Annotated in this window: 25 protein-coding genes; 12 read left to right on the top strand and 13 right to left on the bottom strand. The window is 53.7% G+C overall.

The annotated features are described in order from the left end of the window. Positions 1-4: 4 nt before the first annotated feature. The 3 genes from JK231_RS13130 to JK231_RS13120 all read right to left on the bottom strand — a co-directional run bounded on the left by JK231_RS13130 (position 5) and on the right by JK231_RS13120 (position 3,648). The gene (locus JK231_RS13130) at positions 5-1,840 is read right to left on the bottom strand and encodes a methyl-accepting chemotaxis protein (RefSeq protein WP_211728767.1); all 1,836 of its coding nucleotides are present in this window, start codon (positions 1,838-1,840) and stop codon (positions 5-7) included. A gap of 137 nt (positions 1,841-1,977) precedes the next feature. Next, the gene (locus JK231_RS13125; RefSeq protein WP_211728766.1) at positions 1,978-2,619 is read right to left on the bottom strand and encodes an aspartate/glutamate racemase family protein; all 642 of its coding nucleotides are present in this window, start codon (positions 2,617-2,619) and stop codon (positions 1,978-1,980) included. 117 nt (positions 2,620-2,736) lie between these two features. Beyond that, positions 2,737-3,648 (bottom strand): LysR family transcriptional regulator, encoded by a 912-nt coding sequence (locus JK231_RS13120; protein WP_211728765.1) that lies wholly within the window; start codon positions 3,646-3,648, stop codon positions 2,737-2,739. 111 nt (positions 3,649-3,759) lie between these two features. Between JK231_RS13120 and JK231_RS13115 the strand changes: the two genes are divergently transcribed. Beyond that, entirely contained in the window at positions 3,760-4,200 is a 441-nt protein-coding gene (locus JK231_RS13115) for an ester cyclase (protein WP_211728764.1), read from the top strand. Positions 4,201-4,396: 196 nt separating this feature from the next. Continuing rightward, positions 4,397-5,320: a formyltransferase family protein gene (locus JK231_RS13110; RefSeq protein ID WP_211728763.1), complete on the top strand. Its 924-nt coding sequence runs from the start codon at positions 4,397-4,399 to the stop codon at positions 5,318-5,320. 34 nt (positions 5,321-5,354) lie between these two features. On the opposite strand, the gene JK231_RS13105 is transcribed toward JK231_RS13110, so the two are convergent. Then, positions 5,355-6,404 carry an NAD(P)-dependent alcohol dehydrogenase gene (locus JK231_RS13105; protein ID WP_097117664.1) on the bottom strand — a complete coding sequence of 350 codons (1,050 nt, stop codon included), beginning with the start codon at positions 6,402-6,404 and terminating at the stop codon, positions 5,355-5,357. Positions 6,405-6,514: 110 nt separating this feature from the next. Between JK231_RS13105 and JK231_RS13100 the strand changes: the two genes are divergently transcribed. Continuing rightward, a complete protein-coding gene (locus tag JK231_RS13100; protein WP_097117663.1) occupies positions 6,515-6,946 on the top strand; it encodes a helix-turn-helix domain-containing protein in 432 nt (143 codons plus the stop codon). Here the strand turns inward: JK231_RS13100 and JK231_RS13095 are convergent. Further along, positions 6,888-7,712 carry a helix-turn-helix transcriptional regulator gene (locus tag JK231_RS13095; protein WP_160833151.1) on the bottom strand — a complete coding sequence of 275 codons (825 nt, stop codon included), beginning with the start codon at positions 7,710-7,712 and terminating at the stop codon, positions 6,888-6,890. The two genes, JK231_RS13100 and JK231_RS13095, sit on opposite strands and share 59 nt — an antisense overlap. 103 nt (positions 7,713-7,815) lie before the next feature. Here JK231_RS13095 and JK231_RS13090 point away from each other — a divergent pair, with 103 nt between their 5' ends. After that, positions 7,816-8,706 (top strand): SDR family oxidoreductase, encoded by an 891-nt coding sequence (locus tag JK231_RS13090; RefSeq protein WP_211728762.1) that lies wholly within the window; start codon positions 7,816-7,818, stop codon positions 8,704-8,706. Here JK231_RS13090 and JK231_RS13085 read toward each other — a convergent pair. After that, the gene (locus JK231_RS13085; RefSeq protein WP_211728761.1) at positions 8,691-9,605 is read right to left on the bottom strand and encodes a LysR family transcriptional regulator; all 915 of its coding nucleotides are present in this window, start codon (positions 9,603-9,605) and stop codon (positions 8,691-8,693) included. The genes JK231_RS13090 and JK231_RS13085 overlap by 16 nt on opposite strands. Positions 9,606-9,707: 102 nt before the next feature. On the opposite strand from JK231_RS13085, the gene JK231_RS13080 reads away from it, so the two are divergent. Further along, positions 9,708-10,883, top strand: a complete 1,176-nt coding sequence (locus JK231_RS13080) for an MFS transporter (protein ID WP_211728760.1) — start codon at positions 9,708-9,710, stop codon at positions 10,881-10,883. 76 nt (positions 10,884-10,959) lie between these two features. Here the strand turns inward: JK231_RS13080 and JK231_RS13075 are convergent, their stop codons facing one another. Together JK231_RS13075 and JK231_RS13070 are read right to left on the bottom strand one after the other, a co-directional pair. Then, the gene (locus JK231_RS13075) at positions 10,960-11,781 is read right to left on the bottom strand and encodes a Cof-type HAD-IIB family hydrolase (protein ID WP_211728759.1); all 822 of its coding nucleotides are present in this window, start codon (positions 11,779-11,781) and stop codon (positions 10,960-10,962) included. A gap of 137 nt (positions 11,782-11,918) precedes the next feature. Beyond that, positions 11,919-12,557: a TetR family transcriptional regulator gene (locus JK231_RS13070; RefSeq protein ID WP_211728758.1), complete on the bottom strand. Its 639-nt coding sequence runs from the start codon at positions 12,555-12,557 to the stop codon at positions 11,919-11,921. Between the two features lie 81 nt (positions 12,558-12,638). Here JK231_RS13070 and JK231_RS13065 point away from each other — a divergent pair, with 81 nt between their 5' ends. Then, positions 12,639-13,310, top strand: a complete 672-nt coding sequence (locus tag JK231_RS13065; protein WP_211728757.1) for an O-methyltransferase — start codon at positions 12,639-12,641, stop codon at positions 13,308-13,310. Between the two features lie 32 nt (positions 13,311-13,342). Here JK231_RS13065 and dksA read toward each other — a convergent pair whose 3' ends face one another. After that, positions 13,343-13,762 (bottom strand): RNA polymerase-binding protein DksA, encoded by a 420-nt coding sequence (gene dksA / locus JK231_RS13060; RefSeq protein WP_160833145.1) that lies wholly within the window; start codon positions 13,760-13,762, stop codon positions 13,343-13,345. 72 nt (positions 13,763-13,834) lie between these two features. Between dksA and JK231_RS13055 the strand changes: the two genes are divergently transcribed. Next, positions 13,835-14,062, top strand: a complete 228-nt coding sequence (locus JK231_RS13055; RefSeq protein ID WP_034822387.1) for a hypothetical protein — start codon at positions 13,835-13,837, stop codon at positions 14,060-14,062. Position 14,063: 1 nt separating this feature from the next. On the opposite strand, the gene JK231_RS13050 is transcribed toward JK231_RS13055, so the two are convergent. The 4 genes from JK231_RS13050 to JK231_RS13035 all read right to left on the bottom strand — a co-directional run bounded on the left by JK231_RS13050 (position 14,064) and on the right by JK231_RS13035 (position 18,920). Further along, positions 14,064-15,254 (bottom strand): GTP-binding protein, encoded by a 1,191-nt coding sequence (locus JK231_RS13050; protein WP_097117931.1) that lies wholly within the window; start codon positions 15,252-15,254, stop codon positions 14,064-14,066. A gap of 185 nt (positions 15,255-15,439) precedes the next feature. Beyond that, entirely contained in the window at positions 15,440-16,651 is a 1,212-nt protein-coding gene (gene zigA / locus JK231_RS13045) for a zinc metallochaperone GTPase ZigA (protein ID WP_211728756.1), read from the bottom strand. A gap of 160 nt (positions 16,652-16,811) precedes the next feature. Next, positions 16,812-17,918 (bottom strand): ABC transporter substrate-binding protein, encoded by a 1,107-nt coding sequence (locus tag JK231_RS13040; RefSeq protein WP_097117652.1) that lies wholly within the window; start codon positions 17,916-17,918, stop codon positions 16,812-16,814. 246 nt (positions 17,919-18,164) lie between these two features. Then, positions 18,165-18,920, bottom strand: coding sequence for an IclR family transcriptional regulator (locus tag JK231_RS13035; RefSeq protein ID WP_097117651.1), 756 nt, complete (start codon positions 18,918-18,920; stop codon positions 18,165-18,167). A 381-nt stretch (positions 18,921-19,301) separates the two neighbouring features. Here JK231_RS13035 and JK231_RS13030 point away from each other — a divergent pair, with 381 nt between their 5' ends. The 5 genes from JK231_RS13030 to JK231_RS13010 all read left to right on the top strand — a co-directional run bounded on the left by JK231_RS13030 (position 19,302) and on the right by JK231_RS13010 (position 22,821). Then, positions 19,302-19,694 carry a RidA family protein gene (locus tag JK231_RS13030; protein ID WP_058960439.1) on the top strand — a complete coding sequence of 131 codons (393 nt, stop codon included), beginning with the start codon at positions 19,302-19,304 and terminating at the stop codon, positions 19,692-19,694. A 139-nt stretch (positions 19,695-19,833) separates the two neighbouring features. Beyond that, positions 19,834-20,658 (top strand): transporter substrate-binding domain-containing protein, encoded by an 825-nt coding sequence (locus JK231_RS13025; RefSeq protein WP_034822375.1) that lies wholly within the window; start codon positions 19,834-19,836, stop codon positions 20,656-20,658. A 50-nt stretch (positions 20,659-20,708) separates the two neighbouring features. Beyond that, positions 20,709-21,446 (top strand): amino acid ABC transporter permease, encoded by a 738-nt coding sequence (locus JK231_RS13020; protein WP_045833600.1) that lies wholly within the window; start codon positions 20,709-20,711, stop codon positions 21,444-21,446. Then, the gene (locus JK231_RS13015; protein WP_045815500.1) at positions 21,443-22,087 is read left to right on the top strand and encodes an amino acid ABC transporter permease; all 645 of its coding nucleotides are present in this window, start codon (positions 21,443-21,445) and stop codon (positions 22,085-22,087) included. The genes JK231_RS13020 and JK231_RS13015 overlap by 4 nt, the downstream gene beginning before the upstream one ends. Continuing rightward, complete coding sequence (locus tag JK231_RS13010; protein ID WP_034822369.1) at positions 22,084-22,821, top strand: amino acid ABC transporter ATP-binding protein; 738 nt, start codon at positions 22,084-22,086, stop codon at positions 22,819-22,821. Before JK231_RS13015 ends, JK231_RS13010 begins: the two co-directional genes overlap by 4 nt. The last annotated feature ends 9 nt before the right edge of the window (positions 22,822-22,830 follow it).

Genomic DNA, 22,830 nt, shown 5'->3' with positions numbered 1-22,830 from the left:
AAACTTAACGCCCCGCTCCCTGCAAGCGGAACTGCGCGACCAACCGCTCTAACATCATCGCTTGTTCTTCCAGCGAGTTTGCCGAATGCGAGGATGCGCTCACCAGCGTGGCGTTTTGCTGGGTAGTGGTATCAAGTTCACCTACCGCGCGAGCAATTTGCTCAATGCCACGGCTCTGCTCATCGGAAGCAGCAGAAATTTCCTCCATGATCTCATTCACGCGCGCAATGCTACCGAGAATTTGATCCATGGTTTCGCCAGCACGCGCTACCTGCTGATGCCCGTTGCTGATGCGGCTCACCGACTCAGTGATCAACTGTTCGATGTCTTTCGCTGCACCGGCGCTACGCTGTGCCAGGTTGCGCACTTCACTGGCGACCACGGCAAAACCACGCCCCTGCTCACCGGCTCGGGCCGCTTCGACCGCCGCGTTCAATGCGAGAATATTGGTCTGGAAAGCGATGCTGTTAATGACGGCAGTAATGTCGGCAATTTTCTTCGAGCTGTCGGAGATTTCCCCCATGGTGCTGACCACATCGCGCACCGCTTTACCGCCCTGATTCGCATTGTGTGAAGCTTCTGCGGCAATCTGGCTGGCCTGCCGCGCGTTCTCGGCGTTATTTTTAACGGTAGCCGTTAACTGTTCCATGCTGGCAGCCGTTTCCACCACCGCCGCCGCCTGCTGCTCGGTACGTGATGACAAATCGAGGTTGCCCTGATTGATCTCGCTAGCGGCTTGCGACACGCTGCTGACGCTATGCAACACATCGCCAATCATACTGCGCAGACGGTCGTTCATCCGCCCCATCGCCGAGGTCAGCTTGCCGAGTTCATCATGACGATCGGTGGTAAACTGCGAGCTTAAATCGCCGCTGGCAATGCGCTCCGCCAGCTCAAGATTGTGGAATACCGGACGCGTAATCTGACGGATGATGTACCACGCTACCAGTACGCCAAACAGAATCGCCAGCCCCCCAATCAACAGGGATAGCGTTGCTGAACCGTTCGCCAGTTCATCATTGCGCTCCTTGACGATGGCAATGATCTTTTTGATCGCCGCACTGCTCTTATCACCCGCGACTTTTACCGTGTCTTCTGACGCACGCAGCTGACCATAGCTGTCCGCCGCTTGCAGGCTGAGATCTTTAAAGCGTTCGGTATCCTGCCACAGCGCGGTAAATCCGCCCTGCTGTTCTGGTGGCAGCTGAGCCAACAAGGCTTTCATACCCTGATCGGCCTGCTGGAAATGGGTTTGCAAGGTATTGCGCAGGGTATCGGAGACATTGAAGCGCAGCGCCCAGGCTTCTTCACGCACGTTGCTAATGGCGAAGAGCTGTTCATAGATCTGATTGGTCAGTTCTGGATTGGTCACTGGCGTGCGGATCAACTGCATATAGCGCGAGGTCATGTCTTGCTGGCTCACGGAATCGAGCTGTGCTCGCTGGCTATTTAGCTGCTGCGTGGCTTGCGTCATCGCGCCAATACTGTTTTGGAAGCTGGCGAGATGAGTATCCAGTTCATCCACCAGCGCGCGGGCATTGTCTGTCCAGGAGAGTTGTTTAGCCTCGCGATTCAGTTGCTGTGCATGAGCGACGTATTCGGCCATCACCTTGCCGGATTTATCATCACCATACAGGTATTTGAGGCGGTTAATTTTTGCCTGGAACACCTCAATGTTGATGTCATAGATCAGATTGGTTTTCTGATAGATGTCATGAATCGCATTGAAACGCTGCACGCTGATGCCGGTGGCTAATGCCACTAACAGCAACACGATGCCAAATCCTGCTGACAATTTTCGGGTGATGCGTACATTACGTAAACGGGATACCAGCCCCATGTTCCCTCTCCTGCGAATGTTGTTTTTGTAAATTCTGTTAAGGGAGTTATCGGAGCGAGGCGGGATTTGTTTATCGCGGAGATCACAAAAAAACGATTACAGGATGTTATGCGCCGCCGGGCAGCGGCGCGAGCAGGTTATCGCGCGGATTGCGGGGCTAACTGGCTGATAAACAGGCCTGCCGCACTCACCGCATCCACCGCCACTTTCCCTAACTGCTGGCGAATGCTGTCGCCTAGCGCGATGGTGGAAAAACCGGTGCATGAGAAGGCGATGACTTCAATGCCATCGCGATAAAGACTATCCGCACAGGCCAGGGCGCTGGCGCGACCTTCTGCGCTCAGCAAGTCCGTGGTGTTCAGCACCCCTTCCGGACGCGCGTAGCGCACGGATTCACCCAGCAACTGACGGAAAGGCGCCGGGGCCGCCGCGCCAATCCCCATCACCGCGACAGGACGCTTGAGCATACGCGCAATGCTTGCCGATGCCGAACCGGCGCTGATGACGGGAATCGATACGGCATCGCGCAATGCCGCAAGGCCAGGATCGGCGGCGCAGCTGAGAAACAGCGCATTGCAGCCGTCGGACTCTAATTGCCGCCCGAGCGTAACGATCTTAGGCACCGCCAGCGATTCACTGGCATCATCAAAAATCCCTTTGTGCTGATCGGGGATCGCCCGGCTAATTGAGTTGATAGCGTACTCCTGATAAATCAGCCGACCATGTTCTTCGACAAAGTGCTGATCTGGATGGGTTAATACGCGGATTATCCCCAGCATGGCTGTTACTCCTGGTCTGATGTTAAACAGGTTTGCAAAGTGGCCTGGTTTTTATTGTGTCGAGTAACATGGCAGGTTTATGCAAAAGCGGCAACACGTACCCGCCGCTGGTTTGATCTACAATGCTGCTCCTACTTCCGCGATCACACCGCGTAACCACTGATGCGCCACACTGTCCTGCGTCCTGCGATGCCAAAGCAGATCAAATGGAATCGAGGGCAGCGCCAACGGCGGTTCAAACATGATGATGTCGCCCTGGCTGGCTGAAGTGGTGCCCACGCGGCGCAGTACCGTTGCCACATAATCCGTTCCCGGCAAGAGCGCGGGCACGGTAAACATGGTGGGCAACGTCAGACTGATGGTGCGAGCCAGACCTTGCTCACGCAATTGTTGGTCCACCAAGCCGTAATGGTTGCCTTCCGGTGACACCAGGATGTGGCGCATTGAGAGAAACGCTTGCAGGTTCATGCCTTTACGCGCGGCTTCGTGGTCGCGCCCGACTAAGGTGACAAAGTCATCACGTAGCAATGGCTCGGAAAGAATTCGGTTTTCTGCTTTGGTTGGCGGTACGCCTACGGCAATATCAATCTTGCCCGCATCGAGTAGCGCCACAACCTCATCACGATCAATAAAATACCGCACATGAATCGTGCAATGAGGTGCCACTGCCGCCAGCTTTTTGGTTAACGCGGGCAGCAGCACATGCATCGGATACTCCGTCAATCCCAGGGTAAAACTGCGCTGTTTGGCTGTGGGATCAAAGACCTCTGCGGGCTTCATTAAATGACGCACCTGCCCTAACGCATCGGCCACCGGTATCGCAATCTCCTGCGCTTTCGCCGTGGGCAACAAGCCTTCTGCGCTGCGGATAAAAAGCGGATCGTCAAAGACACGGCGCAAGCGAGAAAGCGCGGCACTCATCGCCGGTTGGCTTACGCCAGCCAGTGCCGCCGCTTTAGTGACGTTGCGCTCCAGCATTAAGGCATTGAATGCCACCAGCAAGTTGAGATTGAATCCTTCAAAATTCATATTTTGTATAATGCTCTATACCAATCATTTGTTGGATGGATAGTGTCAGATTCAGGAATACTGCACAAGCCGGTGAGATGCACCGCTAACTAATCCAATAAGGTTTCCAACATGTCTGCGACACAACCACTGAACCAACGCCTGCAAGCTGAACGTACTGCGGTAGAAAACCTCTATCGCGCTTTTAGTGACAAAAATCCCGATCTGCTGGATCTGGCGGTCACACCAGATTGGGATGACATCCCACTGGCGCCAGGTCAGGGGCCGGGACCAGAAGGATTTAAGCCACTGCTGGCAGTTTTTATCGCCGCGTTCCCGGATATCAACATCACTGTGCACGACATGCTTCAGGAGCCTGGAAAGATTGCTGTGCGTGCAGAAATTACCGGTACGCACCAGGGTGAGTTTATGGGCATTGCGCCAACCGGTCGTCGCATTAGCGTGCGCCTGCACGAATTCCACTTGCTTAACGGCGAGCGCGTGACCACCACCTGGCATATGGAAGATTGGTTTGCCATGTTCCAGCAGATTGGGCAATTCCCAACTCCCTAAAAGAAGCACTGCAGATAGCGTATAACTCATGGCAGAAGTCCTCGGCATTGTTAGTCACTAATGACGCAGCGGAGAGTTAAGGACATAAACAAGCCTTTGACGAATTAACAGCGATCAACTGCATGGTTTAAGCCAGGCATAATCTTCCCCTACTATGCTAAGCACCAAACGTTAATCAGTGTTCACAGGCGGAAGAATGAAAGTCGTGTTGTGTGCGTATCATGAGATGGGATGCGCGGCGCTGGAAAGTTTGCAGGAAGTGGGATTTGAAGTGGTGTGCGTGTTCACCCACGCGGGAGCCCATCAGGAAAATAGCTTCTTTGACTCGGTTGAAGCCATGGCGCTGCAGCAACAGATCCCGGTGTTTTGTCCGGACGATATCAATACGCCAGAATGGATTGCCAAAGTAGCGTCGCTGCAACCCGATGCGATTTTGACCCTGTCTTATCGACAAGCGCTCTCTCCTGCCATGATTGCCACCGCCAAAAAAGGCGCATTCAATGTGCATGCTTCGCTGCTGCCCGCCTATCGCGGACGTGCGCATCTCAACTGGGTGATTATCCGCAATGAGCGTGAAACCGGGGTGACGCTACATCGCATTAATGACGTGCCAGACGGCGGGCCAATTTTGGCGCAAAGCCGTGTCGCTATCACTGATGAAGATGAGGCGCTTTCATTACATCGCAAACTGGTACGCACCACGCGTGAACAGTTGCCAAACTGGCTGCGCGCTCTGCGGGCGGGTAGTTTGATTGAACGCGTGCAGGATGAAAGTCTCGCCAGCGAACCGGGACAACGAAAGCCTGAGGATGGGCAGATTCACTGGCATCAGTCTGCCGATGAGATTTATGCTCTGATTCGCGGCGTTGCTTATCCGTGGCCTGGTGCGTATAGCCTGATGGGAGAACAGCGTTTTATCGTGTGGAAAAGCCGCGTGATTACCCAGTCGCATCAGCACGCAGCGGGCAGCATTATTTCCATCGATCCGCTGTATATCGCCTGTGGCGAAAATGTGCTGGAAATTGTCGCAGCGGGGTTATCGCATCACGACAATTTTAGTGCGGCGCAGCTCGTGCAGCACATCTCACTGTGCGTGGGGATGCAACTGAAGTCATGTTGAGCTGGCGATTTCAGGCTGAAATCGCCAACTTTTATCACCAGCGGGTCGCTGCCATATCAATCACAAAGCGATATTTCACATCACCCTTCAGCATGCGCGCAAATGCATCTTCGACTGCTTCACCCGCAATCAATTCGATATCTGCCGTGATGTTGTGTTCGCCGCAGAAATCCAGCATCTCCTGCGTCTCTTTGATGCTGCCGATGGATGAGCCGCTGATGCTCAGGCGACGGAAGACCATCGGCGTGACGTCAGGAGCCTGATGCGGTTGTTCCGGAATGCCTACCAGCACCAAACGACCATTGGTTTTGAGCGTGGCGAGGTAGGGATCGAGATCGTGAGGCGCGGACACGCAGTCGATAATGAAATCGAGAGAGGTTCGCGCCGCTGCCATCTGTTCCGCATCGCGTGAGACCACCACGCGACTGGCCCCCAGGCGTCGCGCATCGGCACCTTTTTCCGGAGAGGTAGTGAACAGCGTCACTTCCGCACCCATCGCACTCGCCAGTTTTACCGCCATATGCCCAAGCCCGCCTAAGCCCACTACGCCGACTTTGTCGCCGGCCTGCACCTTGAAGTGACGCAGCGGTGACCAAACGGTGACGCCCGCACACAGCAACGGAGCAACGCCTGCCAGCGGCAGGTTCTGCGGCACTGACACCACAAAATGCTGATCGACCACCACATTCTGTGCATAGCCGCCCCAGGTGCTGTCGCCTGTGTGTTTGTCGATACCGTTATAGGTCGCGGTAAATCCGGCTTCGCAGTACTGCTCTTCCTGCTGCTGGCAGAAATGGCATTCACGACAGGAATCGACCATCACGCCGACACCCACCACATCACCGACCTTGAAGTTTGTGACCGCTGCGCCGGTTTCCCGCACGCGACCGATGATTTCGTGGCCCGGCACCAGCGGATAACGACTCACCGCCCATTCGTTACGTGCCATATGCAGATCGGAGTGGCACACGCCGCAGTACAGAATATCGATTTTAACGTCCTGCGGTTGCAGTGGACGCAGCGCGATCTGGCTGGATACTAAAGGTTTTGCCGCGTCGTGTGCGACTAATGCGTTGATTTTCATGGTGCCTCCGCAAGGTGCTGGCGTTATTGAGTTGAAGGCGGCAGACTATAGTCAACGTGGTGCAGAAATGATAGTAGTTACCTTTTGGTGATCATAGAGGAGTGACACTGATGCCAGCCTGGGTTGACGGCAAGCTGTTTTTTTATGCGGATTCCCCGCCGCGTCGCTTGATGGATTTGTTCTCGCTGAAGTGGAGCAGCATGGTGCTGCACGCGCTTTATCACTGGCCGGGACAGCGTGCGCGCACCGGCGAGTTGCAGCGCAGCCTGCAGGGAATTTCGAAGAAGATGCTGTTTCAAACATTAAAAGAGCTGGAGCAGCGCGGATTGATTGCCCGCCATGTGTATGACGTGATTCCACCGAAAGTGGATTACCGTTTGACGCCGCTGGGACAGACCTTTGCAGCCCCAATCGAACAGATGTACCAGTGGGGACTGGAGAATCAGGCGGCGCTGGATGCAATGGACGCCAACCTGCGCGCGGCTACGGACGTGCCATCAGACGCGCCACCGTCTCACGATCTCTCGGCAAGCGAGGATTAAACACCACCAGGCTCAGGCCGGGCTTACCCTCAACGGCGAAGGTGCTGTATTCGAGTTCCAGCACGCCTTCGTCCGGTAGCCACAGTTGCTTTATCCCTTCGCCATGCTGGCTCACTTCCTGCGATTGCCACAGTTGACGGAAGGTTTCGCTCATCGCGCTGAGTTCTTCCACCAGCGTGCGCACATGCTCGCTGGCACCGGTACGTGCTACGTCGGCACGGAAATTCGCCACCATGTTACGCATGACCTGATGCCAATCCGGCAGGCGTTTTTTCATCTCTTCATTGCTGAACATCATTAATAGAATATTGCGCTGTTCCGGCGGCAGTTGGGCGTAATCCACAAATACTTTGGTCGCCGCATGGTTCCACGCCACCACCTGCCATTCAGCGGTTTTCACCAGCGCGGGCGTGTGCGTCATGCTATCCAGGACGCGTTGCAACGAGGGTGAAACATCCACGCCCGCCTGCCAGGTGACGCCCGGCAAACGATTCTGCGCCAGCAGAAACAGGTGGTCGCGCTCGGCGGCACTTAGCTCCAACGCTTTGGATAACCGTTCCAATACCTCTTCGGAGGGCGCACCACCTCTGCCCTGCTCCAGCCAGGTGTACCAGGTGGTGCTGACGCAGGCGCGCACCGCCACTTCTTCCCGACGCAATCCGGGCGTACGACGCCGCAGCAACGGATAGCCGAGTTTGCCAGCATCCAGTCGCTGACGTCGTTCACGCAGGTAGTTGCCGAGCAGATTGTCGTCTTGTTGGGTCATGGCGTTATCCTGTTAGTGCCTATACCTGTATAAGCTCACGACTTTTCGCCGCGCCGCAGACTTTTATCATAGTGCTTCAACAGCCAGAAATAGGAGTACGAATATGCGACTTTTTGTGACCGGCGCAAGCGGCTTTATCGGTTCGGCCATTGTGAAAAAACTGCAGGCACGCGGCGTGGACGTGCTTGGACTGGCACGCAGTGACGCGTCAGCAGAGAAACTGCACCAGCAGGGAGTCCAGGTGATGCGCGGCGATTTAGAAGATATTGCCAGCCTGCGTAGCGCCGTTGAACAGAGTGACGGTGTGATCCATGCCGGCTATATCCATGATTTCAGCCGCATGGATCACGCAGCGACTATCGATCAGCAGGCAATTCTGGCGATGGGTGAAGTACTTGCCGGGTCAAACCGTCCGCTAGTGGTGACCACCGGTACTGCATTGGTCTCGCCAGGACGTCTCGCGGTTGAGCAGACTCAACCGGTTTCCGGCGGCCATCCTCGTTCCGACTCCAACATCGCCGCACTCGCGCTGGCGGATAAAGGGGTGCGCGTCTCGCTAGTGCGTCTTCCGCCCACGGTACACGGCGCAGGCGACCACGGCTTTGTGCCGATGATCATTAATATGGCGAAAGAGAAAGGCGCGGCGGTGTATATCGGGGATGGTGCGAATCGCTGGCCTGCGGTGCATCGTGATGATGCGGCGGAGTTGTTCTGCCTCGCCGCCGAGCACGCCGAAGCCGGCACGATTTTGCATGCGATTCAGGAAGGAGGCATCCCATTTCGTCAGATCGCCGAAACCATTGGTGCAGGTTTGTCTCTGCCGGTGAAAAGCCTGAGCATGGAAGAAGCGAAAGAGTGGCTGGGCTGGATGGCGTTCTTTGCTTCCATTGATAATCCGGCTTCCAGTGAATGGACACGTCAAACATTTAACTGGCAGCCCACCGGACCGGGACTGCTGCAGGATATGCGTGAGGCGGGTTATTTTTCGCGTTGATTCCGCACCGCCTCTTGCAGGAAATCAATAAACGCGCGGCTTCTTGCGGGAAGAAAACTCCGTTCCTGGTAGAGCAGCGCAATCTCAAGGGGTGCGGGAGCGAGTTCAAGCTCAATCACTTCTAACTGCCCACTTCGAATATAAGGCTCACAAGCCTGCGCTGAAAGGATGGCAAACCCGATGCCTTTCAGTGCTGCTTGCATCGCCATCTCACCACTGTCGACACGGAAAGGACTCAGCACATTGATGTGTCGAAATCCTTTGCCAGTGGTTATAAATTGCCACGCTTGCCCCTGAAGTGCACTTACGGTGGTGATGCAGGGCAGAGCCAGCAATTGTTCTGTATGCGTTGGTCTGGCGTATTCTTGCAGTAAAGTCGGCGCCGCAACAATGTGGCAGGGTAATGAAGCCAGCGGCCGGGCTATGACATCACTGCTGGCGCGCGTGCCGCGACTGATATCAATGACAACATCGCAGTCATCCCACAGTGCCTCTGCTCCCTGCAGGCTGGTAGTACAATGGAGTTCAATTCTGGGATATCGCAGTGCAAAGTCAGCCAAAAGATTGCCGAAGATCACCGGCCCGACTCCATTTGGTAAACATACGCGTAGCAGCCCTTCCGGCTCAGTTTGTGCGTGGCTTAATCTGGCTTCCGTCTCATTCACCGAGTCCAGCAGTGGTCGCATGCTGTCAAAAAACATCTGCCCTGCTTCAGTAAGCTTCATTTGACGCGTACTTCGCTGTATGAGTCGCATCCCTAATCGTTCTTCCAGCTGCGAAATCTGGCGACTCACATTCGATGCAGGCATTTTCAAGGCACGCGCGCCGCCGATAAAACTGCCCTTCTCTGCAACGGTGACGAATACCCGCAAAACATTTAAATCGATTCTACTGCGCATCGATTATCCCATTTTTGATAATTAATCCTCTCACTTTATCGCTCTAATCATAATGATGCACGGGCAATAGACTAGGCCTCCTGTAACTTAATGGAGCAAACTATGCCTGTCCTCACTCCGCAATCAGGTTCATTCGCTGTGATCCGCATCGCTGTGATTATCGCTTTTGTTCAATTCACGAATGCCCTCGAATACATGATGTTTAATCCGCTGTTTGCCTACATGGCGTCTCAATTTTCAGTGCCTGTCACTTATGCAGGTTATGTCACGGGGACTTACACCCTGGGTTCAGTGCTATCCGGGTTATGTATTTGGAAATGGATTGACCGCGTTAACGCCAAACGGTTTTTACTGTGGAATATGGCGCTTTTAGGCGCTCTGACGGTGCTGATCACCTTCACGAGCGATTATACCCTGCTGCTGGTTCTACGATTTATGGCGGGCTTAGTGGGAGGAACAACCATGGGTATGGGGATGAGTTTATTAATCAGCCTCGCGCCAGCGGCATTACGAGCACGGATGATTGCCACCGTCATTGCCGCTTTCTCTGTGGTCAGCATTGCAGGGATGCCGACCATGCTGTTTTTGAGCACACATTTCGGCTGGTATAGCGCAACGAGACTCATTGGTTTGCTGTGCCTGATAGCTTTGCTTCTTATTGCCGGGTTTATTCCTGATGCCTCGCGCAAAATCGCCCCTAAATCATCGATAACAATGACGCCAGAATGGTTGTTTTTCGCCAGCGGGAACGCCATCGCGCAATTCACTCCTATGCTCATCATTCCTGCTTTAGTGCCTTTATTGACCCAACACATGCAGGCTGTGAGCGCCTCGCTGCCCATGCTGTTCTTCATCGGTAGCATCGCTGGGTTGATGGCGACAAAGCTTACCGGAAAACTATTGGCTCACTGGTCCAGCTACACCTTAGCCGTTGTCTCAACGCTGATATTACTGGTCAGCATGCTGCTTCCCATGACAGGTTTGCATGCCAGCGCATTATTCATGGGGCTGTTTCTGAGCGGGGCTTACGGACGATTGGTGGTGGTGTCGTGTGTGACGACGAGATTTCCAAATGAGGCCAGTCGGGCTGGTTTCCTGTCCCTGCAAACGGCGCTGATGTCATTGAGTACCACCCTCGCCTTTTTTGTTTCGGCCATGACTTTTGAGATAGCAGCCCCACTACCCATCATATTCTGGGTGCTGGTTGCCGGCAGCGCATTACTCTTGCCACCGCTGATTAAGAGGATGGAAAAAAGGTTAGCGAGACGTGAGGCCTGAGGTGATAAAGGTAGCGGCAGAATCGATCGCCCAGCTAAAAGTTTAGATCTGGTTCGATAAACTCTGCCGCGAGGGATTAGCCAAACGGCTCTTCGCGTGCCAGCAAGCGTGCTATCACGTTAAGCGCACCTTCGTCGTTATTGCTGTCGGTTTTATAACGCGCAACAGCGGCGACGGATGCGGCTGCATTGGCCATCGCAAAGCTGTAGCACGCCTGACGCAGCATTTCGAGGTCATTGGCGCTGTCGCCAATGGCCAGCACTTCGCAATCGTCGATGCCCCATTTTTCCTGCAGCAGCGCAATGCCGTGCGCTTTGTGGCAGCCAGGAATGATCAGATCGACAAAACCAAAGCCGCTGGAGACCGGATGCATAATGTTTTCAATCGCGCCCAGTTCTTTGTGCAGACGATCCATCAGGGCATCCACCCCTTCGTGGGCCAGATTCAGCGAAAACTTAAAGATGGTGTCATCGATATCGTACAGATTGTCGCGCTTTTCCAGCCGATGATAGTGATTCGCCAGCATCGCAATCACTTCCTCCGGCATTGAGGTGTGCACATAAGCGCCATTGCGACCGCACACCACGGTGCTGATATCCGGCTCTTTAGCCAGAATATCCAAAATTTGATGGATGCGTTCTGGTGCCAGTTCGCCGCAGAAGATCTCTTCATTGCTGTCTGACACCCAGGCACCGTTCTCGGCGACAAAGGCGATTTCATCTTTGATATCCGGGAAGTAGCGTTGTAACTGGTAATATTGATTGCCACTGGCGACCACAAAACGAACGCCTTTCTCTTTCAACAAGGCGTACTGGCGCGCGAATCGTTGAGCGTTGTACTGTTTGTTGTCATCGAGAAAAGTCCCATCCATATCCACCGCAATCATTTTTACTGCCATCTTACTCTCCCGTATCGTTTGACCAGCATTCCATCCAGCTGTGAAAAGGTTTTCATAGAGCTTACTCGCGGTGTGGATTAATGAGAATGGTAATAATGAGATTGTTAACCGCTTTCAGAGATTTCCAGTGCCATCTTTTACTGCAAATCCGCCCCTTTTTCCCTGATCCAGACACAGAACATCTCTGCCATGTCCTTTGCGTAGTCGAGAATCTCCGCCTCAGTGCGCGGTGTTTCGGAAAAATGCTTGCCCACGTTACCCAGTGTGCTGTTGATCAGGTCCGCAGCGCGCAGACGTTGTTTCTCTTCCAACTGGGGCAATAACTCATACAGGAAGTCACTCATCACGTTTTCACCCGCCGCGCGCGCGGCTGCCACTTCCGGTGCATTACGGTATAACGGCGCTGCATCGTTAAGTGCGGTCCGCATTGCCGCTTCTTCACACTCTGAGAGCAAGAAAGCGAGCGTGAGTTGGTGCAGACGTTCACCCGCAGGCACATCCTGATTGCGCAGGATCGATCCTAAAAGATCGCCGGTACGTTGCCATTCCTCACTTTGTAAGCGGAAAAGGATAGCCGCTTTATTGGGAAAGTATTGATACAACGATCCAATACTGACACCCGCCCGTTCCGCCACACGTGCGGTGGTAAACCGCGTGGCGCCTTCCTGTTCCAAAACCTGAGTAGCCGCTTGCAATATCGCGGAAACCAGCTCGCTGGAGCGGGCTTGCTTCGGCCTTTTTCTCTCTGAAATCTTAGCGTTACGGGGTTCAGCCACCTGATGCTCCTGAACACGAATAGTGAAATGCGAATGATTCATCGTATTCTGTTCGCACAGATTAATCCACGGAGAATCGTCATGACTACCTTAACTTCCACGCCCCTAGCGCCGCTGCTTAACTACCTGTTCGAACTGGCCGACAATATGGCGCATCCGACCAATGAAGCCTTCCGCGTGATGTCCGATGAAGAGCAAAATCGCCTGTTGCAGAGCAAAACAGATTATCTCGAACTCTATGGTCATCTGAAAAATGTGCCACTAGCGGTGTCGCGTGAAACCGGCAAGTTGCTGTACATGCTGGCACGCAGCAGCAAGGCGCAGTCGATAGTGGAGTTTGGCACCTCCTTTGGGATTTCAACGCTGCATCTCGCGGCAGCGTTACGCGATAACGGCGGCGGAAAGATCATCACCAGTGAATTTGAGCCGGGAAAGGTGGCGCTGGCGCGCAATCATTTTGCCGATGCGGGCGTAAGTGATTTGATTGAAGTGCGCGTGGGTGACGCGCTGCATACGTTGAGCCGCGACCTGCCTGCTGCCATCGATATGCTGGTGCTCGATGGCGCCAAGGCAATTTACCCTGAGATACTGGCGCTGGTTGAACCACATTTGCGCCCTGGTGCGCTGATCGTCGCCGATGATGCGGATTTCAGCCCCGAATATCTCGAACATGTGCACAGCGGGCGTGGCTATCTGTCGCTGCCTTTTAACGACGGCGTTGAAGTGTCAATGTGGCTCGGACGTTCACAGTAATCAACACCCAGAGCCTGTGCTCTGGGTGATTTTTATTTCCGATACTGCGCTTCGACCCGTTCCTGCTTGATCTTGGCATCAATGGAGAGTTCTGCGGTGGGGCGGAGCAACAGGCGAGCCAGGCCAATGGGATCGCCCGTATCACGACAGTAACCATATTCGCCTTGATGGATGCGCTGCACTGCCGCATCAATTTTTGGTAGCAGCCGACTTTCACGATCGATCTGGCGAAACAACAAGCGCAGTTCTTCTTCGCGTATCGCTTTGTCCGCTTCATCTCCTTGCTGTTCACTGCGTTGCAGCTGCGTTTTCAGGTAGTCGATATGTTCGAGCAGTTCCTGACGCTCAAAACGTAATAAGCGCAAAAAATACTCACTCTGGTGAGGATTCATATACTCTTCTGGCGGCATACTGAGAAGGTTTTGCTGCTCGGCTGATGTAGGTTTGGTCATGTTGAAATTCCTTAACAGCTTCGTGTTAATGTTATATCGTCACATTTCAAATCATTCATTGAGGTTGCTGCGATGAAGACCACTGTTCCTCTGTTGCTTATCGCCATAGCATCGGCAAAAGCAGGTGCCTTTCAGGCAAAGATTGATACGTTAAAACTGGCGCAAAAGCCGGATACCGCAGTGGCCAACGTCGATTTGACGCAGCCTCTGGCGACGGCGGAAGTGCATGCGGCGCTGTTAAAGCCCGTATCCGGCTGCCAGTGTCCGTTCTGTACGCAAATGCGTGCGCTGGCGGGCTAACTCAGGCGGATACACGCGCGACGCGCTGCGGCCAGGGATCGGCAAATTCGCCGCCACTTTGCCACCATGCAAGCTCCTCTTCATTAAGAAAGCAGCGTTTCAGGGCGACGGTAAAGGCTTTCACTTCATCCGGTTCACCAATCACCGTTAAACTGCAGCGCCGATCGCCAAATCGCCCCGGCATTTTTGCCACTGCCTGTTCGACCGCCGCGCGCTCCTCTGCAGTGAGCGGACTATCACGATGATTCAGAATTCCCGCTTTCCAGTAACTGATAAATTCCAGACTGATGCTGCCCGTGGCCTGATTCCACAACAGCGCTAGATCATCGCGCGTCGGCAACCAGAAAAAGCCTTTACTGCGATAGATGCCCGCGCCCATAAAGTGGTGGCAGGTATCCCACAATCGCTGCGGATGGAATGGACGATCGTCGTGAATCACTTCGGAAGTCATTTGCCACGCACCGGGATCAATGGCATCCACCTCATCCGCTAATTCTTCAATTAACTGCGCGACCCGCCCGAAATCGTAGGACGGCATCGCCATGAGTTCACTCAGAGAGAGATTTCCCCGCGATACCGCCATCACTGCCACATAGGGATTGAGTGGATGAATGGCCTGGGCAATGCGGGTAATGCTGGAAGACGGCAGCCGATCATTTTTAGTGAGCAGCAGATGGCTGCAAAACATGATTTGTTCTGCCAGCAGATTCTCGATGCGCCGCTCGTGACGAGTCAGATTGGCCTGCAAACGAGGAATCAGCGCTTCGCCCTGCTGGTAATCATCATTCAGCATCACGCTGTCGACCAGCGATAAGAATCCATTGAGTTGCACTTCAGCATGGTCGCGGAAATAACGCACCAGCGGCAACGGATGGCTGCTGCCCGAGGTTTCCAGCAGGATCAGATCCGGACGATGTGCGTTGAGCATCGACTCAAGTGCGGCATCGAGTTTTTCGATACCCGTTCGGCTGCTAATACTGTCGGCCGAGAGCGTAATGAAATTGTGTTTACTGGCGTTGACGATTTCAGTGTTGGCAATCAGCACGCCATCGACGTCAAGTTCGCTCATATCATTGACGATGACGCAGACTGCAAGTTGCTGTTTGTGCGCCTGAACCAACAGACTTTTTAATAGCGTTGTTTTGCCTGCACCCAGAAAACCGTTGAGAATGGTAAGGGGGATTTTTTGCATCGTGACCTCTTGCTGCCGCACGTTGCGGCTGGGTTTGCCATCCATGGCGTCATGCCGTTCCGTTAAACCAGGTTCTGCCTAAGTACCCGCTGGGGAACTGCGCTTCGCTCAGGCAGAAATATGTGGCCGGGCGCTCAGTTCATTGCACCGTCAACGATCTGCCTGGTTGCTCGCGTTCATCTTCCTCAGTGAAACCAGGGTTCAAACGGGTCCGGATATTCGGCCCAGTTTTCCGGGCCCTGCGCCATCTCTTCGTCAGTCAGCAGCGCATGTTCCAGCTGGTTGCGCAGACGAGTTTCATCCATCTCAATACCAATAAACACGATTTCCTGACGCGCATCGCCAGTGCCCTCGACCCAGTTCTGCATGATGTATTCCAGCGTCTCGGGATCTTCCGGCCAGCGCTCTTTCGGCGCGCTGGCCCACCACATGCCTGCTAAGCCCTGACGCGTCACACCACCGGCCTGTGACCAGGAACCGGCATAATGAGGACGACTGGCGAGCCAGAAGAAGCCCTTAGACCGCACCACGCCTTTGAGATCGCCTTCAATGACGCTGGCGAAGCGGGTGGGATGGAAAGGACGACGCGCGCGGAACACAAAGTTGCGAATGCCGTACTCTTCGGTTTCCGGCGTATGTGAACCACGCAGTTCCTGTAACCAACCAGGCGCTTGTGAGGCCGCATCAAAATCAAATAAACCGGTATTCAGCACTTCATTCAGTGCAACCTTGCCAAACTCAGAGGTCACGACACGTGCGCGCGGGTTAAGGGAATGCAGTATCGCCAGCAAGCGGGCTTTTTCCGCTTCATCAATCAAATCGGTTTTGTTCAGAATCAGCACGTCGCAGAACTCAATCTGATCCACCAGCAGATCCACTACCGTGCGTTCATCTTCTTCACCCAGCGATTCACCGCGGGATTTGATGCTCTCGTTGGATTCGTAATCGCGCAGGAAATTGAAGCCGTCCACGACGGTCACCATGGTGTCCAGCGCAGCGACTTCTGACAGGCTCTGACCATCTTCATCGGCAAAGGTAAAGGTTTCCGCCACCGGCAGCGGTTCGGAAATACCGGTAGACTCGATCACCAGGTTATCGAAACGGCCATCTTTTGCGAGGCGATCAACCTCCAGCAGCAGATCTTCACGCAGCGTGCAGCAGATGCAGCCGTTACTCATCTCGACTAACTTCTCATCGGTGCGCGACAACTCCGCCCCGCCCTCACGCACCAGAGCGGCATCGATATTCACTTCCGACATATCGTTGACGATCACTGCCACGCGGCGACCTTCACGATTGTTGAGAATATGGTTAAGCAGCGTGGTTTTACCCGCGCCGAGAAAGCCGGAGAGGACAGTAACCGGCAACTTTTTAAAATTCGGGGATAATGATGACATTGCAACTCCTTCAACATGACAAGTGCAGGTGCGGTGACATGCCACACCAAACGTTATAATTGATATGTTATAACATAACAATTACGGTTGTCATTGCGTCGAAGAAAGATTGTTGTTTAAGGCAAATAAAAAGCGGGCCGTTTCGGCCCGCTACAAAGCATTACTTGTTATCGGGATAGCTTAGATTGATCGCTTCATCCGGTAACTTAGTGAATTTTTGCACGATGGTGCGGAAGTCGGCGTTAGGCGTCAAATCGGCAAACTGTTGCGGATAAAGGTCTTTTGCCAAAATTTCCATCCCCACGATGTTGTAAGGGTGGTTATAGAAATGATGGTAAACGCCATAAACACGGCCATTTTTCACCGGCTCGATCTGTGCCAGACCGGTACGTTTCAACAGTGTCTGGAAAGTGGCATTCACCTCTTTCGGCTGCACGCCGTAGCCGAATGGCAGCACGTTGGTGTTAGGCCGCTTTGAACCGGTCATGATGTAAACGTCCGGTTTCATCGCAATAATTTTTTCCAGCGCGATAAAGCCCACGTTGCCCGGCAACAGCTCGGAACCAATATTCTTACCCCCTACGGCTTCGACTAGTCCGCCCCAGCCATTGTGACTGTGAGTGAAGCAGCAGTTATCGCTGTTACCGGCAATCGGCTCAATAAACACAGTCGGTTTGTTCTTCACCTCAGCCACGCCTTTGGTGATGCGATCAAACCTCTGCTGATAGAAGTCGGTATAGGCCTTAGCCTGGCTCTCACGGTTCAACACTTTGCCCAACAGCGTGACGCTGGGTGCCGTGTTTTGCGCGGGGTGCAGTTCATAATCTACAAACACCACGGGAATATGCAGATTATTCAGCGTACTCAATACACCTGACTGTTGCAGCGCCGGTTTCGCGCGCAGTTGGGCAATCATCATGTCGGGCTTTTGCGCCAGCACGCTTTCCAGATTGACCTGGCCCTGGTCGCTGAAGCCCATATCGACAATTTTGGTCGCTTCAGGCCATTTGCCTTTCAGCAGATCCCAGGTTTGGGTGTCTTGTTTCTTCGGCAGGTTATTCCACGCCACCACACGCTTAAACGGGTCATCACGATCCAGCAGCGCCAGCGTCAAAATATCGCGGCCATCCTGCAGGATAATGTGTTGCGGTTCTTTAGTGATGGTTTGCGTGTTGCCGTCCATATCGGTGACGGTTAACGGGTAAGTGGTAGCCGAAGCCGCCGTGGAAGCCAGTAATCCCATTGCCAGTAGCAGGCGCGTTTTCATCCTAAAACTCCGTGGTAAAAAGAATAGTTATTATTATCAATTACCTTAACACAACCTTAAGGGCCGAAAATAAACGCCAGGACAATGGGTTGTAACCGAGTGTTAATGTTGAATGATGAAGGTTGGATGGCAGATGGCAGATGGCAGATGGCAGATGGCAGATGGCAGATGGCAGATGGCAGATGGCAGATGGATTATCCGTTCCCTGCAGGCAGCCCGCAAGCCGCCGCAGCAGGGAAATGCGCGTCAGGTGAAATCGGACAGCTTCTGCCCGGAGGTAATCAACTCCTGCAACAGCATCTGCCGACGCTCTTGCGACGTATCACGGCTGACCATAAAGCAGATCGCCGCCACCGCCTGGCCGCTGCGTGAGCGAATCGGCGCGGCCATACAGCAGGTAAAGCTTTCGGAGAGCCCTTCCGTCATGCAATAGCCCAGCCTACCGGCATGATGGATTTCATCGAGAAACGCCTGCTTATCGAGAATCTGCCCGCTGGCCAGACGGTAATCTTCTTCTGGAATCAAATCGAGGATCGCGCTATCAGACCAGTTACTCAGCAGTAAACGCCCAGTCGCGGTCCAGGTGATGGGCACGCGTACGCCGATATCTGAGGTGATCTTGAAGGGGTGCGCGTTGCTGCTCTCGGACAGCACCACCGTGTACTTGTTGCCCTCCAGCATACAAAGCTGCACTGTTTCGCCATGGCGCGCCACAATCTCGACCATCAACTGATGCGCGCGCCGGATCAGATCGTTGTGCGCCATGTAATCCGCACCGTAATAGTGCATCTCGCGACCGAAAAACACCGCACCATCTGCATCTAATTCCACCAGCCCGGCTTCACTGAGCAAACTGACCAACTCATAAACGCTGGATCGGGGTGCGCCAGTGGCATCGATCAAATCGCGCATCGCCATCGGCTGACGGGCGATATGCAACTGACGGAAAATATCAATAACCCGGTCAACACCGCGCGCCCGTGACGGTTTTTCATCCGGCATACGCTTACTCCCCTGTTGCATTGGTGCGATTGGAATACATGAAAAAAGAAAAGCATCATACACCCCAATGCAACAATTACCCATCCCCGTAAAAATAAAAATTAGTCACTGACGTTATATTATGGCGACCTATTTTGGGGCCTCATTTTGGCGCAACGATTTTTTGCTGACATTAAAAATGTTCGACGAAGGTCACATTCTTATTAAACGAACACTCCGCAATAAATTTATTTTGCGATCCCGACTACATCACAAAAAATTAAATAGCCGATCACATATTGCAAAAGCAAATCCACTGTGCAAATCTTGCCCTATCCGGTATTGCAGATTTGAGTCTGATATATCGGACAGACTAACAACTCCAGAAATGAGGCAATTTGCATGACGATAAAACGTTATGGCATTGAAGGCGGGACCGGCACTGGTGGGCAAATGTTGCCCTTCGCCCGTGCGGTAGAGGCCGATGGCTGGCTGTATATCTCAGGCCAGACGCCGATGCGCGACGGTGAAGTGGTGGAAGGCGGTATCATTGAACAGACCCAGTTAGCATTTGATAACTGCCTGACCATCATGCGCGAGGCAGGTTATCGCGTGGAAGATGTGGTACACGTCACAGCCGTGCTGACCGACGCACGCTACTTCAGTTCCTTTAATAAAGTATTCAGTGAGATATTCAGTGGAAATCCACCGGCACGCATTTGCAGCGTGCAGGATTTAGTGGTCGACTGCAAAGTGGAAGTGGATATGAAATGCTTCCGCGCCGATCGTAAATAATTATTACGGTTAAAACAGGCTGACGATTTTTTATTTTCTTCGCCAACACCAGGACAGCCTGTTATTAATTGATGCTTTTCATTTTGCTGTGAAATATCGGTGTTACGCCGACTCATAACCATTTTATAGAGAGCATAAAATGAACACAACATCGCTTAAATTCGGCGCCGCTGCGCTGGCGTTACTGGTTTTAGCTGGCTGCACACCCACCGAAGAAAAAAAAGAGGCTGGCGCCGCACCGCAATCGGCCCTGCAGAACGTACTGCAACGCGGCACGCTGCGTGTCGGTGACTGCCTGAGCTTTGCCCCCTTTGGTTTTTATGACAAAGACGGCAACCCGGATGGTTATGACGTTGATTTGGCTAAAGCACTGGCCAAGGAGATGGGCGTGAAACTGGAGATGGTGAATACCACCAGCGCCAACCGTATTCCTAACCTGCAAACCAATAAAGTGGATGTGGTGTTCTGTAACTTTACTCGCAATCTTGAACGTGCCAAAGAGATTGGCTTCACCAACCCGTATGTGGTGGCGAGTGAAGCGATGTTGGTGCGCAAAAACAGCGGCATTCAATCAGCTCATGATATGGCCGGTAAAACTATCGCCACGGTGAAGGGTTCAACCAACGGGGATGAAGTCCGTAACCTCGGCATTGATGTGAAAATCCAGGAATACGATTCATCGCAAGCCGCGATTCTCGCCGTGAAGCAGGGCCAAGCCGATGCGATGATCGAAGACAACAACTTCCTCGCCTATCAGGCCAAGCTCGATCCGACGTTAACCGTGACCAACGAAGCGCTGGTACCACTGGAATATAACGCCTTCGGTGTGAAACAGGGGGATCAGGTGTGGACCAACTATCTGAATGAATTCCTGTTTGAGATTAATGCATCGGGTGAAAACGCCCAGCTGTATCAGAAATGGTTCGGTAGCAAGCCACGTTACCCGCTGAATCCGCAATATTGATTGATGTGCGGCGCGGCAGTTGATGCCGCGCCGTTCGAAGGAGTCAAACCATGAGTTATCAATGGCTAACCCTCTGGCGCTATGCCGACACCTTTCTTGAGGCCGCATGGCTGACACTGCAGGTGACATTGCTGGCCTTCGTGCTGGCGGTAGCATTGGGTTTATTGTCGGCATTAGCGAAATCATCGCCTGTTGCTCCCCTGCGCTGGATCAGTCACTGCTACGTCGAGTTTATTCGCAACACGCCGGTGCTGCTGCAAATTTTCATCATCTTCTTTGGCCTGCCCTCGCTGGGCATCACCATGAGTGCCTTTACCGCCGGTGTGCTGGCGCTGGGCATCAACGTTGGCGCTTACTTGTCTGAAACCTTTCGTGCCGGGATTCAATCGGTGCCAAAAGGTCAGCTCGAAGCCGCTTATATTCTCGGCATCCCGCGTAGGCAAATCTTTCTCAGCGTGGTGCTGCCGCAGGCGGCACGCGCCGTATGGCCGGCGATCATCAACAACCTGATTCAGTTGCTGCTCGGTACTTCGCTGCTTTCTGCGATTGCCCTGCCAGAACTGACCGGCACCGCCACGGTGATCAACGCCCGCACTCTGCTTTATATCCAGACCTTTAGCGTGGTCGCGCTGGTCTATCTGGTGCTGAGCAATCTGTTCTCCTGGCTGGGCACGGTGGCAGGACGGCGCATGTTCCACCCGCCGCTGGTGACCCCGGTAAAAAAGTCCGCCTGGTGGTGGGCAAAAAAATGGCTGACTAATCCAGTGAAACAGGAGAATGCGCTATGAGCGAGCTTATCATCAGCTCTTTCCCCATCCTGCTGAAAGGACTGGGTATCACGCTGTTGCTGTCCATCGCCGCCATTATCGGCAGCACGTTACTGGGCTTACTGGCGGCCGTGTTGCGCACCAGCCGATTGCCGGTCGCCAAACAGATCGCCGTACTCTATACCGAGCTGTTTCGCGGTACGCCGGTGCTGATCACGCTGATGTTCATCTACTTCGGCGTGGCCTACTTCGGTTATGAGATCAACCTGTTTGCCGCCGGGATCCTCGGTTTGAGCATCTATCAAGGTGCCTATATCGCCGAAGTGTTCCGCGCCGGGATTGAAGCGGTACCGAAAGGACAGTGGGAAGTGTCCTGGATTCTCGGGCTTTCCAAACGTCAAACCTTCATGAGCGTGGTATTGCCCCAAACCCGTGGCATCGTGTTGCCGCCGCTGGCCGGTCAGTATCTTTCGCTGATTAAAGACACCTCGATCGTCAGCATGATCGGCATGTCCGAACTGATGCATCAGGGCCAGGCTATTGTCGATCGCATCGGCCAACCGGTGGTGATTTACGGCCTGGTTGCCCTGCTCTACTTCGCCATCTGCTTCCCACTTTCACGTTGGGTTCAACATCATCAAACCAGGAGCCAGATATCATGAGCCAATCTGCGATTACGCTGAGCCGCATTACTAAATCCTTTGGCTCCACTCAGGTGCTGAAAGAGATCAGTCTGGATGTTTCACCCGGCGAAGTGCTGGTGTTAATTGGTGCATCCGGCTCAGGAAAAAGCACTGTGCTGCGCATCATGAGCGGCCTGGAAACCGCTGATGGCGGCGAAATATGGGTTAACAAAGTGCCATTGCACGACCGTAAGCGCAGCAGCGAAATTTGCGGCCATGTCGGCATGGTGTTCCAGCAGTTCAACCTGTTCCCGCACAAAACCGCGCTGGGTAACGTCACCCTGGCGCTGATTAAAGCGCAAAAACTGTCGGAAGCGGAAGCCAACAAACGCGGCATGGCGGCACTGACCCGTGTTGGGCTGGCGGAGCGCGCGCATCACTATCCGGCACAGCTTTCCGGTGGTCAGCAGCAGCGTGTCGCCATTGCGCGCGCGCTGGCGGTGGAACCGAAAATTATGTTCTTTGATGAAGCCACCTCCGCACTTGACCCAGAGCTGGTTGGCGAAGTGATGGAAGTGATGCGCAGCCTGGCACGTGAAGGGATGACCATGGTGGTGGTGACGCACGAAATGGGCTTTGCCCGTAAAACGGCCGATCGCGTGGTGTTTATGGATCAAGGCGTTATCGCTGAGCAGGGTTCGCCGGAGCAAATCTTTGTTAATCCGCAGAACCCGCGCACTCAACAATTCTTATCGCGCGTGCTTGAGCACTAACAGGAGCCA

Source organism: Pantoea sp. JGM49 (assembly GCF_018257655.1).
Lineage (GTDB): Bacteria > Pseudomonadota > Gammaproteobacteria > Enterobacterales > Enterobacteriaceae > Pantoea > Pantoea communis.
The sequence above is the reverse complement of the archived record's forward strand: the minus strand, read 5'-3'. Positions and strand labels throughout refer to the sequence as shown.